Genomic DNA, 14,615 nt, shown 5'->3' on the forward strand with positions numbered 1-14,615 from the left:
GCTCGGGGAGTCGACCGAAATTCATCCGCATACCTCGAACACATGGGGGTAGCCGCGCTTCCATGGCTCCACGACAGGAGAGAACAAGACACAGCACATCCGCTCCGGGCGGGGGGCTCGCGCGGCGTTCACTACTCGCCGGGGCCGTTGCCCTGGGCACGGCCGGTGCGGTCGGCGCGACCAGCGGATGCAGCAGAGTGGCGACCGCGGACGGGGCAGACGGCGGCCGACTGCTGGAGCAGTTGCGCGCGAAGGGGACCGTACGGCTGGGGCTCGCCGGTGAGCAGCCCTTCAGCTACATCGGCAAGGACGGCAGGATGACCGGCTCCGCCCCGACGATCGCCAAGCGCATCTTCCGGGAGCTGGGTGTCGAGGACGTCCAGCCCTTCCCCACCGAATTCGGCTCGCTGATCACCGGTCTGAACTCGCTCCAGTTCGACACGGTCGCGGCGGGGATGTACATCAACCCGGCCCGCTGCGAGCAGGTCATTTTCGCGGACCCCGAATACCAGATGCTCGACGCTTTCATCGTGCGGAAGGGCAACCCCAAGAACCTCCGGACGTACCAGGACGTCAGTGAGTCCGGGGCGAAGATGGCGACCGGGGTCGGATACGCGCAGATCGAATACGCCAAAGAGGCCGGAATCAGGAGCGTCACCACCCTGCCGGACCAATTGGCGGGTCTGCTGGCTGTGGAACAGGGCCGCGTCGATGTGTTCGTCGGTACCGCGGTCACCGTCCGCAATGTCATCCGGGAGACCGAAAGCACCAAGGCCGAGGCGACGGATGAGGTCACTCCCCGCGTCAAGGGCAAACCGGTCATCGACGTCGGCGGGTTCGCTTTCCAGAGCCCGGAGACCAACCTTCGTGACGCGTTCAACCGTGAGCTGCACAAGCTCAAGAAGAGCGGTGAACTGCTGGAGATCATGCGGCCCTTCGGATTCACCAGGGACCAGATGACCACCATCACCGCCAGGGAGAAGTGCAAACCATGAGCGAGATAAGCCCGGGTTTGTGGGAGCTCCTTCTGAAAGGCGTGTGGATCACGGTCCAGTTGACCGTCTACAGCGCCGCACTCGGGGCCGCTGTCGCCTTTGGGGTCGGCCTGGCGCGCGCCCACAGGCTGTGGATCGTACGTTTTGTCGCCGGTACCTACTTCGAGGTCTTCCGCGGCACCTCGGCCCTGATCCTGATGTTCTGGATCTTCTTCGTCCTGCCACTGGGCTTCGGCTGGCAGCTGGTGCCGATGTGGGCCGCCGTACTGGCGCTGGGGCTGACCTACGGGGCGTACGGCTCCGAGGTGGTACGCGGCGCGGTGGCCGCGGTGGCGAAGGGGCAGCGGGAGGCGGGGATCGCCCTGAGCTTCACCCCGGCCCAGCAGCTGCGGAAGATCGTGCTACCGCAAGCGTGGCCGGAGATGATTCCCCCCTTCAACAATCTGCTGGTCGAACTGCTGAAGGGCACCGCGCTGGTGTCCATCATGGGCGTCGCCGACATCGCCTTCGGCGCCTCGCTGGTGCGCAACGCCACCGGCCAGAGCGCGCCCGTCTATACGGTGATCTTGCTGATGTACTTCGTCCTCGCCGCTGTCCTGACCCGCGGTATGCGTGTCCTGGAGCGTCGGGCGAAGGCCGGGATCGGGCAGAAGCAGCCCGAACGGACCTTCCCGCGACGAAGCCGGGAGCGGGTCCCGGTCGGAGGTGAAAGCCGATGACGTGGGACTGGTCCGCGGTGGCCGACTTCATGCCGCGCTTCTTCGAGGGACTGCTGGTCACCTTGCAGGCCCTGGTGCTGGGCGCCCTGCTGGCGTTCGCGCTCGGCCTGGTGTGGGCGATCGTGCTGCGCTCGGGTCCCAAGCCGGTGCGCTGGCCGGTGGCGGCGATCACGGAGTTCGTCCGCAACACCCCGCTGCTGGTGCAGCTGTTCTTCCTCTACTACGTGCTGCCGGAGTGGGGGATCACCCTCTCGGCCATGGTGACCGGTGTCATCGGGCTCGGTCTGCACTACTCGACCTACACGTCCGAGGTCTATCGGGCCGGAATCGACGGTGTCCCCAAGGGCCAGTGGGAGGCGGCGACCGCCCTCAACCTGTCCCGAGCGCGCACCTGGAGCTCGGTGATCTTGCCGCAGGCGATCCGCCGGGTCGCCCCGGCCCTCGGCAACTACGTCATCGCGATGCTGAAGGACACTCCGATGATCTTTGTGATCGGAGTGATGGAGATGCTCGGCCAGGCGCGTCAGTTCGCCTCCGAGACCTTCTTGACGGTGGAGGCGTTCACGGTGGTGGGCATCGCCTTCATCCTCATCGCCTATCCGGCATCCGTTCTTATGCGAGCACTGGAGCGTCGTCTTGTCCGCTGACAGCACCCTTTCCAAGAAATCTCCCCCGATCGCCGGTACGGCCTCCAGCGGTGAGACGGCCGCCGGTTCGGCGACCGCCCAGGAGACCACGGCCCAGGAGACGACCGGTGCGCCGGTGACGCAGGGCGAGCTGATCCGCTTTGACCATGTCACCAAGCGGTTCGGCGAGAACACCGTCCTGGACAGTCTGGACTTCAGGGTCTTCCCCGGAAAGCATGTGACCCTGATCGGCCCCTCGGGTTCGGGCAAGACCACGATCCTGCGGCTCTTGATGACCCTCCTGAAGCCGGATGAGGGCACGATCACGGTCGGCGGGGAGTATCTGAACCACGAGAAGAAGAACGGCAGGCTCGTGCCGGCCAGCGAGAAGCACATCCGTGAAGTACGCAAGAACATCGGCATGGTCTTCCAGCAGTTCAACCTCTTCCCCAATATGAAGGTGCTACGGAATGTGACCGAGGCGCCGGTGCAGGTGCTGGGGCTCTCCCGCGACGAGGCGGACGAGCGAGCCCGCGAGCTACTGGAACTCGTAGGTCTCGGCGATCGCTGTGACGCCTATCCGAGCCAGCTCTCCGGCGGGCAGCAGCAGCGGGTGGCGATCGCCCGGGCACTGGCCATGCGCCCCAAGGTGCTGCTACTGGACGAGGTCACCTCGGCGCTCGACCCCGAACTGGTGCAGGGGGTCCTCGACCTCCTGCGGGACATCGCCCACACCACCGATGTGACCATGCTCTGTGTGACCCATGAGATGGGTTTCGCCCGGGATGTATCGGACTGCGTGATGATGTTCGACCAGGGCAAGGTGATCGAGTTCGGCCACCCCGACAAGATGTTCAGCGACCCGGAGAACGAACGTACGAAGGAGTTCCTGAGCGCGGTGCTGTGAGGGGCAAAACCCCACTTGGACCTTGACGTTGGCATACGCCCACGAGGGGCGCCCCAGCTGGGGTGGCGTCGAGGCACCGTCATTCTCGCCAACAGCCGTCCCTGAACAGGCCCTTGACCGCTATCGTGTGGTAGAGGACCTTGCGGTGACGAACTGGTAGGGGGAGACCGTGGCGCTGAAGCCTGAGCCGACCGCGCCGTTCCACTCGGTGCAGTACGTCCTACGCGTGCTGGAGACGGTCTCCCGGCACACCGGCGGAGTGACCGACGCCCAGATCGCACGGGAGACGGGACTACCCACCGGACATCTGGCGCCCCTGCTGGAGATGCTGCGCCGCGAGGGCTACATCGAGCGCGCCGGCGACGGCGGCGCCTATCTGATAGGCGACTCCCTGGTGCTGCTGGGTTCCGGCGCCGCGCGCCAGCAGGCCCTGGAGGCCAAGCTCCAGGACACCCTGATGGAGATCCGGGACTCGGTGGGCGCGGCCGTCTACATCAGCAGGTATGTCGACGGCGAGGTGCGGATCACTCAGTACGCGGACGGACCGCGCGCCCCTCGGGTCAATGAGTATGTGGACTTCCGTTTCGCCGCCCATGCGAGCGCGATCGGCAAGTGCCTGCTGACCCAGTTGGACCGGGACGGCCGGCGGGAGCATCTGGCCCGTCACAAGATCACCCGCTTCACCTCGCGGACGATCACCAGCGAGACCCTGCTCTTCTCCAAACTGGACAGCCAGCCGGCGACGGTCCCGATCCTGGACCTCCAGGAGTACGCCGTGGGCACGGTCTGCGCCGCGGTGCCGCTGACGGCCGGATCGACCGTGGGATGCCTGGCGCTCTCCCTGCCGATCGAGCATGCCCATCGCCTTCGCTCCGCAGCGGACACCCTGAACCGCCGGGCAGCACCCGTGGTGCTCTCACTCGTGCTCTGAGAGTCATGCCTCCGCTGCCCCGCCAGGTGCCCCACCTGCACCGCAGGGCCTGCCTCGGGCGTTTCTCAGGATGCCCATGGCAGTCGTTCATGATCGCCAAAAAGGTGTCGGAGCACCCCCCTGAAGCAGGTATTATTTACCTCAGCAGGCGCCGCTAGCTCAGTTGGTTAGAGCAGCTGACTCTTAATCAGCGGGTCCGGGGTTCGAGTCCCTGGCGGCGCACAGAGATCATCTGGGGTGTTCCGGTTCGTCCGGAGCGCCCCAGATGTTTTTCATCTGCCGCAGGGCGCGTACGGGCTCGATCGTGTGGGCTCCACAGCGGGGCAGGCAGCTGGCCGGGTCGGGGCCGCCCTGCTGGTCGGTGCCGTATGCGGCTGACTCGTACGGTGACACCCCGCACCCCTCGGTGCCGAGGCACGAGCTACGGGGCGCAGGTGTCGCTCTGGACGCGGACCGCCAGCACGTGCGCCCTCGACAGGCCAGGCCTGTCGAGGTGGGGAAGACCGGGCGCGCTCGATGATCAGCACTCGGTGGGCGATGGCGGCGGGCCGATTCCGAACCCGTCGGGTCGGCTGGACGCCCGCCACGGTCGTCTCCGGCGGGGCCGTCGCCCTCAACGTTCGGGGCAGACCCCACCGTCGTACTGATGGTGTCGAAAGACGCCCCGATGTGCTCCGCTCCTCGCGGCACAGGTCCGCGAGGAGCGTCGTCCGGGCGGCGTGCGCCAGTGGGATCTCGGGGGCGAGAGACCCGGCTCAGGCCTCAGCCCCACTTGGTGGTCATCCCACTGGCGCGCCATGAGCTCCGCGAGTGTCTCCGTTCACGAACCTCATGGTGCTGCTCAGTCATGAACCAGCTGTCAGAACTGAACGTCCGAGCAGGCGTAGAAGGCGTTGGGTGTGTCATGCACGGTCCACACAGCCAGCACCACGTGCTTGCCCGAGCGGGAAGGCAGGCTACCGGAGTGCGACAGCGACTCCGGCGGCTGCTTGCCGCCGTACGGAACGGTCAGGAACGGCTGCGACTCAAGTGCCGCCCTGGTCAGCTTCTGGTTGGAGTTCCAACCCTGCTTGGTGATGTAGTACTTGAAGTCGGTGGTGCGGTGTCGGGCCGTGAAGCGCCAGGTGAACGTCTGGCTGGAGCCCGAGTTGACCTTGGTGGAGGGCCATGCTCCGCCACGCGGGTCATCGAGTTGTGAGAACTGGCCGTTGCCGCCAGCACAGATCAGACCGTCGGACGGGCCCCCGGACGGGAACCCCTTCGGGCCCTCAACGCTCTGCGGCTCCCACTGGATGTTGCCGCAGTTGGTGACCGTCTTGTTGGCGCAGTGCTTCTGGCGGCTGGTCACCGGAGAGTCGGTGTAGCCATGGCTGCTTGCACTGCCGGTTGCGACCACAGTGCCGCCCATGACCAACAGGCCGACGGCGGCGGCGGTAAACCTCTTGCGCATGCTTCGCTCCAGAGAACGTGGGGGAGTTCGTGAGCCTTGCTTGCACGCGTGCGTGTTGTGGACTACGTCTGTCAGATGTAGTTCCGAAGTGCCCCTTCCGCACTTCGTTTAGGTCTAGACCAACACCCAATGTATTGACCGAACTTCAACCTGTCCAGACCAAAACTATCTCTCACTTCCTGCCGAGTGATGGGCGTAGAACGCAACAGTGAGATCCTTCACCAGAGCCTTGCGCTCATAGTCGTCCAACTCGACAAGCCCACGTGAGGTCAGCCTCCGTACGGTTTCATCCACCGCGTCCACTACCGAGGTCAGCACTCCGTCCCGATGGCGGGCATCGATCGCGGCGATTCGACGCCGTCGCATCGCGGTAACGATCTCTGGCGCATATTCGATGGTCACCGGTTGCGCGGAGAAGACCTCAACACCCACTGCGGCACATTCCGCTTGGAGCGCCCGGGTCAGCGCGGTACCGACCGCCTCGGCATCGCGCAAGGTCCGTCCCCCGGCCATCGACGGCACCGTGGCACCCCGGGCGGAGTCGGCGAAGGCATCGGCGGGCAGTTGGGAGACCACCCGCACCATCGCCGCCTCCACCTGCTCACCCAGGTACTCCTCGTGGTCCTCCACCCCCAGCACCGCACGTGCCGTGTCCCGCACCCGCCACACCACCAGAACCACCACGCTCAGCGGCGCACCCTCCGCGTCCACCGCGGGCATCACCTCGCTACGCCAGTGCCTGAGCCGTACGTCCACCCGACGGCGTAGCACCAGCGGACTCATCCACAGCAGTCCCGTGCGCCGCACGCTCCCCCGGTACTCCCCGAAGAGCGTCAGCACCCAGGCATGGCCCACCTTGCCCCGCCCGATGCCGCCCAGCGTGAAGAGGACGAGGACCACACCGAGCGTCAGCAGGCACCACAGGCCGATACCCAGGCCGTGGTAGGGATGCGGGGGCAGCCCGAGCAGCCTGATCAGCCGCTCGGGCAGCGCGCCCGCTCCCCACAGCACCGCCCCGATACCGGCGAGCGCACAGGCCCCCGCGACCATCCCCGTCCAACCGGAGAGCACCGCGCCCGGCCGCTCGGTCAGCGTGAGATCCTCGGGCGGTCCAGGACGCCGGGGGGCGTTCGGCGCCAGCGGAGGGCGGGTGATCCTCGGCTGCTCGCCGGTGCCGAGTCGCCGTGCGACCACGGCGGGCCGCAGGGAGATGGGTGGGGACCAGCCGTGGACATAGCCGTCGGGGCCTGACCCCTCCCCGGTGAAGTCGTCGCGGAAGAGCAGATGCACCGGAATCTCGGTGGTCGCTTCCTGGGCGATGACCGGAGTGTGGCGTGGCGTGTCGGCGGCTGAGCCGTCGCCCTCCGGCTCCGAGGTCGTGGTGGTCATCGCTGTTCCTGCCTTTGCTGATCGTCACGTACTCCCCCTGGTGGCCCCCGCCGTGTCCCGCGTCCGCCTGGACGGCGGAAGAGCGCCGGCTACCAGCCGGGTGGGCGCACCGTCACGGGGTGCGGGGCGCGAAGAGCCGGCGCCAGGTCTCCGGGCCCGGATAGCCGTCCGCCGCGGCTCCGCGCCAGCCCTGTGCTCGCTGGAACGCCTCCACATTGCGCCGGTCGGACTCACTCCACCGCGGGCCGGGGCCCGTGGTGTAGTGCCTGCCGTAGCCGCGCTTCACCAACTGGCGGCCGAGCCGGGCGATGTGGTCGTTGACCTGGCCAGGCCGGAAGTGGTTCCGACCCGGGTAGGGAGTTGGCGTGGCGGGGACCGCGCCGGGCCCTGCCGCTCCGGTCGGAGCCGTCGGACCAGTCGGCGCAGTCGGAGTCGTCGGCGTCGTCGGAGCGGTGGGCTCGGCCGCCGGGATGTTCTTGCCCTCGCCGGTGACCAGCAGTTCCCAGGTGTCGGGTCCGGGCAACCCATCGGCCTCGCCGCCCTTCCAGCCCTGCGCCAGCTGGAACGCCTCGGTCGCCTTGCGGTCCGCCTCGCTCCAGCGCGGTCCGGGTCCCTGCTGGTAGAACCGCTTGCCGCCGCGGGCGATGAGCATCTCGCCGAGCCTGGTGACATGGGCGTTGTTCGCCCCGGGGCCGAACGACGCCGCACCCGGGTACAGGTCCTCCACCGCTACCACCGGGGTGGCCGTCGCCGCTCCGGTCACCCCTTTGTAGCGATAGGGGACATAGCGGTCGGAGTTATTCCAATACGCCATCGGAGTGGACTGCTTGCGGGTGTGCGGCTTCGCCTGCTCATAGGCCACGTAGTAGGTATGGGCGGAATCCGCCCAACCGCCGAAAATCGTGACGTGGGATCCCTTAGTGGGATTATCCGGGTTATGGAAGAGCAGAATGTCGCCGGGCTGAAGCTCCTCGCGGGTGATCTTGGTGGCATATTGCGCGAGGCTTCCGGTCCATTCATTGCCCGCCAGGTTCCAGGCCATCGACACATAGCCCGAGCAGTCCTGGCGGTAGCCGTCCGACCAATAGGCCTCCATGCTGTAGGGGACCTTGGCCGTGACCCACTTCTTGGCGCGGTTGATGATCTCCGCACGGCTGATCTCGGGCAACGGGGGCGGAGCCGGAGTGCCTGAGGGCCCGGCGAGCGGCCCGCCGTGCAGCGGGCCCCGGCGGCCCTGCTCGTGATCCGCGTCGAAGGCCGCCTGCCCGGGGCCGGCGAGATCCGAAGGCCCGGACGCCTGAGCCACCCCCACACCCCCTCCCCCGCCGAGCACCACACCCGCCGCGGTGAAGAGCACCAGCGCCCGCCGACAGCCGTGAGCCGCGGGATGGCCACCGGCTGCGAGCGTTCGGCGCTGCTGGACGCACCCCGGACAGTCGCAGTCGGGAGCGGGTTCGTACTCCTGAAACACCGGCACCGTCATCCGTGTCCCCTCCGCACTCCATGGAGATGTCTAGGGGTCCGGAAGAAGAGAGCCAACCGCACCCTGTTTGCCCTGACTCGCCCCATCTTGGGGTACATAAGGGAAAAAACGACCATCCGACAGGCCGGAGGCGGGCAAATAGCGACCAGAGGCCAGCCCGCGGAGGGACAAGAAACGGCCAAGGCCATGCCCTGCCGTCCGGTAGAGTTCTTCATGTCAGCACGCGCCGCTAGCTCAGTTGGTTAGAGCAGCTGACTCTTAATCAGCGGGTCCGGGGTTCGAGTCCCTGGCGGCGCACGCTCCACTGAGGCCCCTTTGTCACTCGACAAAGGGGCCTCAGTCATGTCCGAAACAGAACGATGGAAATAGCCGCACCAAGGCCACCGCAACATAAGGTTTTCCGAAATCGTACATATAGCCGGTTGCTCGTACATTTGACCCTTGCGATCATGACTCGGGTCATGGACCCTATGCTGAATTGATGTCAATGCCCGCTACCAGGCATCCATTACTCCGCAGCTGAGGCTCCCAAGAGGCATAGTTCATGTGGGTTTATGGGTGGAGTACGGGAGGGGGTTCCCACTCCGCCTGGGGCCGGCGACTGACATCGTGCAACCAGTGGACGGCTGTCTCATGTCTGTGGTGACAGCAGCCCACCACCGATTGGTCCAGTCATACGGGTCGGGGGCCCCGTGGCCGGAACTCAACGACACACCAGCACACACGCAGCCCCGCTGCGTGCGGGGGGATGACCAATGACGTCGACGCCCAACGGCGCCGGGGAGCCAGACGACCCGTCTCGGACGACACAGCTGCGCATGCCCGCCAATCCGCGCACCGGCGGTCATCGGCCACGCCCCAAGAAAGCGCTGCCGCGGTACGACTACGAGCACTACAGCCGACTGGCCGGCCCCCTCACCCAGCCGAACCCGGACAAGCCGTACACCGTTCAGTACCGCTCGCTGCTGTCCCAGGAACCCCATCGGGTACGGGCCGCCCTGCTGCTTGGCTCAGCCCCGCTGGTCTCCCTCGGCCTGTTCATCTGGCTCATGCAGCCATCGCATTGGACCGAGCGCGACCCCAACCTCAAGGACGACACCCTTCTCGTCCTGGACATCATCATGCTTGTCTCGATCGGTCTGATCGAGCTGTTCCGCACGATGAACGTGCTCTCCAACGCCCATGCCACCCTCGTGGCGCGCGATCCCGTCCCCGTGGTCCCCGAGGGCGGCACCAAGGTCGCCTTCCTCACCTCCTTCGTACCGGGCAAAGAGCCCTTGGAGATGGTGACGAAGACACTGGAGGCGGCCGTACGCATCCGCCACCGCGGGCAGCTGCACGTCTGGCTCCTCGACGAGGGCGACGACGCGGACGTCAAGGAGGTCTGCGCTCGGCTCGGTGTCCACCACTTCTCCCGCAAGGGCGTCCCGGAGTGGAACCAGGAGAAGGGCCCCCACCGCGCCAAGACCAAGCACGGCAACTACAACGCCTGGCTCCAAGCCCACGGCGGCGACTACGACTTCTTCGCGTCCGTCGACACCGACCACGTCCCGCTGCCCAACTACCTGGAGCGGATGCTCGGCTACTTCCGCGACCCGGACGTGGGCTTCGTCATCGGACCCCAGGTCTACGGCAACTACGACACCTTCGTCACCAAGGCCGCCGAGTCCCAGCAGTTCCTGTTCCACGGCCTGATCCAGCGTGCGGGCAACCGCTATGGCGCACCCATGTTCGTCGGCACCTCCAACGCCGTCCGGATCAGCGCGCTCCAGCAGATCGGCGGTCTGTACGACTCGATCACCGAGGACATGGCGACCGGTTTTGAGATGCACCGGGCCAAGAACCCGAGCTCCGGAAACCACTGGCGCTCGGTCTACACCCCGGACGTGCTCGCCGTGGGCGAGGGCCCGACCGCGTGGACCGACTTCTTCACCCAGCAACTGCGCTGGTCGCGGGGGACCTACGAGACGATCCTCAAGCAGTACTGGAAGGGCTTCGGCACGCTCCCGGCCGGCAAGCTCTTCAACTACACCATGATGATCATCTTCTATCCGATGTCCGCCATGAACTGGATACTCGCGGCACTCAGCTGTGCCCTGTTCCTCGGCATGGGCGCCTCGGGTGTGCAGATCGACCCGCTGATCTGGATGATGCTGTACGGAAACGCCTCAGCGCTCCAGATCGGGCTCTACATCTGGAACCGCCGTCACAATGTGTCACCGCATGAACCCGAGGGCTCGGGCGGCCTCGCGGGAATGGTGATGTCCGCGCTCTCCGCCCCGATCTACGCCCGTTCGCTGCTGGACGCCGTACTGCGCCGCAAGAGCGGGTTCGTGGTGACCCCCAAGGGCGACTCATCGAGCCCCGACACCCTCCTGGGAACCTTCCGCATCCATCTCTTCTTCGCCTTCGTCTTCGCCGCTTCGCTGATCTCGTCCTTCTTCCTCGGCCATGATCATCCAGCGATGATCACCTGGGCCACGCTGGCTCTGCTGATCACCGCCGCACCGATCCTCGTCTGGCAGTACGGCATCTTCGAGGAGAAGCGGGCGAAGCGCCGACGACGTCACGCGGGCAGAACGCAGCAGCCCGCGACCGATGCGCCCGAACTCCATGTCCCGGCCCAACGCCAGGGCGCCGATTCCGGCAATCCTGAAGAGACCATGCAGATCGCCCTTGGGGGACAGAAGAAATGAGCAGGCAGCCCGCCTTGACGAACTACCGGAAGAGACGCGCTCGTCGCATGGCGATAGGTGCTGCGGTAGTCGTCGCGGTGGCCGGGATGAACGGGCCGGCGCTCTGGCGTTTCGGCACGGAGCAGTACCACACGTACGAGATCAACCAGCCGGAGTACAAGGCGGACAACGGCCACTGGTCCTTTCTGGACGTGCCCTCCCGGTACCGGGTCAACGGTATCCACGCGGCGGTACTGCACACCGGCAAGGTCCTCCTGATCGCCGGCTCCGGCAACAACCTCAGGAACTTCGACGCGAAGAAGTTCGAGACCGTGCTGTGGGACCCGAAGACCAATGCCTTCAAGCACATCCCCACCCCCAATGACCTGTTCTGCTCCGGCCACACCCAGCTACCGGACGGCAAGCTGCTGGTCGCCGGTGGAACCAAGCGGTACGAGAAGCTCCAGGGCGATGTCACCAAGGCCGGCGGGCTGCTGATCGTCCACAACGAGGACCCGGACGAGCCCAAGACGCTTCCCGCGGGGACCAAGTTCACCTCCAAGAAGAGCGGCAAGACCTTTGTGTCCATGGACTCGGTCCTGGTGGAGAAGGCGAAGAAGATCTTCGACACCAAGACCGGCAAGATCCTGCGGACCGAGAGCGGCAAGGGACGGGTCTACGTCGAGGCCGAGAAGTCGGGGAAGAAGTTCGAGACCGGTGCCCAGGAGAACTTCCGGGTCCACGGCCTCACCGGTTCCGATGCCCGCAATGTCTACGGCATGGCCCAGAAGCTGGCCCTCGACAAGAAGGACTTCCAAGGCATCAAGGACACCTACGAGTTTGATCCGGTCGCGGAGAAGTACATTCCCGTCGACCCGATGAACGAGGCTCGCTGGTATCCCACCCTCGCCACCCTGGAGGACGGCAAGGTCCTCGCCGTCTCCGGTCTCAATGACATCGGTGAACTGGTCCCCGGTAAGAACGAGGTCTACGACCCCGCCACCAAGAAGTGGAAGTACACCGAGAAGCTGCGGAAGTTCCCCACGTATCCCGCCCTGTTCCTGATGGACAACGGCAAGCTCTTCTTCACCGGCTCGAACGCCGGCTATGGACTGGCCGAGGAGGGACGCGACCCGGGCATCTGGGACGTGGCGACCGACACCTTCCAGAAGGTGCCCGGGATGAGCGACCCGGACCAGTTGGAGACATCGGCTTCGGTGATGCTGCCGCCCGCCCAGGACCAGCGGTTCATGGTGATCGGCGGGGGCGGGATCGGGGAGGCCGAAGAGTCGAGCGAGAAGTCCCGTCTGATCGATCTCAAGCAGGCCAAACCGCGCTTCAAGGACGGCGCCAAGCTGGAGAAGGGCACTCGCTACCCCAGCGCGTCGCTGCTGCCCGACGACACCGTGCTGATCACCGGCGGGTCCCAGGACTACCGGGGGCGCGGTGGGAGCAACATCCTCCAGGCCCGTACCTACGACCCCAGGAGCGACACCTACCAGCGGGTCGCCGATCCCCGGGTCGGTCGTAACTACCACTCAGGCTCGGTGCTGCTGCCCGATGGGCGGGTGCTGATCTTCGGCTCTGACTCGCTCTTCGCGGACAAGGCGAACACCCGGTCGGGGGTCTTCGAGCAGCGGATCGAGATCTACAAGCCCCCGTATCTCTTCGCCGACAGCCGGCCCGAGGTGTCCGGGGGCCCGAAGAAGATCGCCCGTGGCGGCTCGGGGACCTTCGAGGTCAGGAGCGAGAAGCCGATCAAGACGGCGAAGCTGATGCGGCCGACATCGGTGACCCATGCCACCGATGTCGACCAGCGCACGATCGCGTTGGAGACCACCCGGACGGCGAACGGCATCGGGGTCACCGTGCCGAAGAACCAGGCGCTGGTGCCCTCCGGCTGGTACATGCTCTTCGTCACCGACGAAGCGGGGACGCCGTCGGAGGCGGTGTGGGTCGAGGTGCCGTAGCGGATCGGTCGGGAGTACGGATACGGCCCCCGGCTTCGGCTGGGGGCCGTATCCGTGGTGCGCGCCCCGAACTGTCCGCCTATGGCTGTTCTGCCGTCGACGGGGTCGGCGGCAGAAGGTCTCCTAGGGGGTGGCGCCGGCGAGGGCGAGGGCGTACTCCGGCCACCAGTCGCCCGCCGTGGGGCCGCCCTTGCAGTCGCCGTCGGACTCACCCGGCCGTTTGATCCAGAGGTAGGCGTCCACCAGCGGATCACCGGTCTTGACGGTGGGTGCGTCCCCGAGTGCCCGGCCCGGCGGGTTGCACCAGTTCTCCTTGGGGTCGCCGCCGGTGTAGGGGCCGTTGCCGTTGCGGCTGGTGTCGATGACGAACGGCTTGCCGCCGACCTTCTCCGAAAGCCTCTTGCCGAAGTCCCGGCTGGCGGCGGTCGGATAGAAGTTGGAGACATTGACGGAGAAGCCGTCGGCCTGGTCGATACCGGCCCGCCGCAGCGGTTCGTGCAGGGCGTCGGGCTGGGACCAGGCCGCGTTGCCCGCGTCCAGGTACACCTTGGTCTCGGGCTGCTTCTTCAGCCGTTCGACCGCTTCCTTCAGCAGCTGGTAGCGCTCGTCATGGAACTCCTGCGGTGTGCAGCTGTCCACCAGGTGCAGTACCGCGTCGGGCTCCAGGATCACCGTGGCCCGTCGATCCCCGATGCCCTGGGCGACCTTGTCGACCCAGGCGCGGTAGGCGTTGCCGTCCGGGGCCCCGCCCTTGGAGAACTGCCCGCAGTCGCGGTGCGGGATGTTGTAGAGCACCAGCAGGGCTTCCCGGTCCGCCTTGGCCGCCTTCTCCGTCAGCTCCTTGGTCCGCTTCTCGGGGCTTTCCAGGCCTATCCACTCGGCGACCGGCTGGCTGGCTATCTTCACGATCTGATCGGCGTTCCCGTCCTCGCCGTTCTTGCGGTACTCGGAGACCTGACGGGCCGCGTTGCCGTCCGGATTGACCCAGTACGGGGTCGCTTCCTTGGGTCGCTGGGTCACATCCGGCTTGTCGTCACCACCGTCGGAAGAACATCCCGCGGCCAGCAAGACCGCCCCCGCCACCGTCGTCCGCACACCGGCACGACGGACTCCACTACCGAACATCCACTCCCCCTCGGCCGTACTTTTCGCCGGCTGTCCAGAGCCTCCCCGCCGTTGGGCAAGACCGGTACCGGCCATCCTGACACAACAGGTCAACGCGTCACGAGACTTGCCCTACTCTCCACTTGCCCAGCGGGAGGGAAGGCAAGGGGGGCATCCCAAGGGGGTGCGATATGGCGGCATCCGTCCTTGGGGAGAGCCTGTCGACCGCTCTAGAGTGTCGGAACCGGTCGTGAACGGCTCCCGTCGGAGCCGCGTCCGCTCCGGCCGTCGTGCTCCCCATCCGCGCGTTCACGGGCGCCTGGTCCACTCCCCGTGCGACAAGGACCATCCCCGATCCTCCGCGAG

The 14,615-nt window shown here is 66.5% G+C and carries 11 protein-coding genes and 2 tRNA genes; 9 read left to right on the plus strand and 4 right to left on the minus strand.

Translation table 11 applies throughout. From position 1 onward, the window contains the following. Positions 1–62: 62 nt before the first annotated feature. The 6 genes from ehuB (at position 63) to NBG84_RS28590 (ending at position 4,400) form a co-directional block, all read left to right on the plus strand. Complete coding sequence (ehuB, locus tag NBG84_RS28565) at positions 63–995, plus strand: ectoine/hydroxyectoine ABC transporter substrate-binding protein EhuB (protein WP_250922500.1); 933 nt, start codon at positions 63–65, stop codon at positions 993–995. After that, positions 992–1,714: an ectoine/hydroxyectoine ABC transporter permease subunit EhuC gene (gene ehuC / locus NBG84_RS28570; RefSeq protein ID WP_250922501.1), complete on the plus strand. Its 723-nt coding sequence runs from the start codon at positions 992–994 to the stop codon at positions 1,712–1,714. Before ehuB ends, ehuC begins: the two co-directional genes overlap by 4 nt. Next, a complete protein-coding gene (gene ehuD, locus NBG84_RS28575) occupies positions 1,711–2,361 on the plus strand; it encodes an ectoine/hydroxyectoine ABC transporter permease subunit EhuD (RefSeq protein ID WP_250922502.1) in 651 nt (216 codons plus the stop codon). Before ehuC ends, ehuD begins: the two co-directional genes overlap by 4 nt. Positions 2,362–2,476: 115 nt before the next feature. Continuing rightward, positions 2,477–3,247 carry an ectoine/hydroxyectoine ABC transporter ATP-binding protein EhuA gene (gene ehuA, locus NBG84_RS28580; protein WP_250922651.1) on the plus strand — a complete coding sequence of 257 codons (771 nt, stop codon included), beginning with the start codon at positions 2,477–2,479 and terminating at the stop codon, positions 3,245–3,247. A 169-nt stretch (positions 3,248–3,416) separates the two neighbouring features. Continuing rightward, the gene (locus NBG84_RS28585) at positions 3,417–4,178 is read left to right on the plus strand and encodes an IclR family transcriptional regulator (RefSeq protein WP_250922503.1); all 762 of its coding nucleotides are present in this window, start codon (positions 3,417–3,419) and stop codon (positions 4,176–4,178) included. A 148-nt stretch (positions 4,179–4,326) separates the two neighbouring features. Next, a tRNA-Lys gene (locus NBG84_RS28590) sits at positions 4,327–4,400 on the plus strand. A 637-nt stretch (positions 4,401–5,037) separates the two neighbouring features. Here NBG84_RS28590 and NBG84_RS28595 read toward each other — a convergent pair. The 3 genes from NBG84_RS28595 to NBG84_RS28605 all read right to left on the minus strand — a co-directional run bounded on the left by NBG84_RS28595 (position 5,038) and on the right by NBG84_RS28605 (position 8,500). Then, positions 5,038–5,628, minus strand: a complete 591-nt coding sequence (locus NBG84_RS28595) for a lytic polysaccharide monooxygenase auxiliary activity family 9 protein (RefSeq protein WP_250922504.1) — start codon at positions 5,626–5,628, stop codon at positions 5,038–5,040. Positions 5,629–5,793: 165 nt separating this feature from the next. Beyond that, the gene (locus NBG84_RS28600) at positions 5,794–7,017 is read right to left on the minus strand and encodes an SPFH domain-containing protein (protein ID WP_308312120.1); all 1,224 of its coding nucleotides are present in this window, start codon (positions 7,015–7,017) and stop codon (positions 5,794–5,796) included. 112 nt (positions 7,018–7,129) lie between these two features. Continuing rightward, on the minus strand, positions 7,130–8,500 hold the full coding sequence (locus NBG84_RS28605; protein ID WP_250922505.1) for a peptidoglycan-binding protein: 1,371 nt from the start codon (positions 8,498–8,500) through the stop codon (positions 7,130–7,132). Positions 8,501–8,723: 223 nt separating this feature from the next. Here NBG84_RS28605 and NBG84_RS28610 point away from each other — a divergent pair. From NBG84_RS28610 to glxA, 3 genes are all read left to right on the plus strand, one after another. Next, positions 8,724–8,797, plus strand: a tRNA-Lys gene (locus NBG84_RS28610). Between the two features lie 458 nt (positions 8,798–9,255). Next, the gene (locus NBG84_RS28615; RefSeq protein WP_250922506.1) at positions 9,256–11,196 is read left to right on the plus strand and encodes a glycosyltransferase family 2 protein; all 1,941 of its coding nucleotides are present in this window, start codon (positions 9,256–9,258) and stop codon (positions 11,194–11,196) included. Beyond that, a complete protein-coding gene (glxA, locus tag NBG84_RS28620) occupies positions 11,193–13,145 on the plus strand; it encodes a radical copper oxidase GlxA (protein ID WP_250922507.1) in 1,953 nt (650 codons plus the stop codon). The genes NBG84_RS28615 and glxA overlap by 4 nt, the downstream gene beginning before the upstream one ends. Positions 13,146–13,268: 123 nt before the next feature. Here glxA and NBG84_RS28625 read toward each other — a convergent pair whose 3' ends face one another. Continuing rightward, on the minus strand, positions 13,269–14,270 hold the full coding sequence (locus NBG84_RS28625) for a glycoside hydrolase family 6 protein (RefSeq protein ID WP_250922508.1): 1,002 nt from the start codon (positions 14,268–14,270) through the stop codon (positions 13,269–13,271). Between the last annotated feature and the right edge of the window lie 345 nt (positions 14,271–14,615).

Source organism: Streptomyces albipurpureus (assembly GCF_023701525.1).
Lineage (GTDB): Bacteria > Actinomycetota > Actinomycetes > Streptomycetales > Streptomycetaceae > Streptomyces > Streptomyces albipurpureus.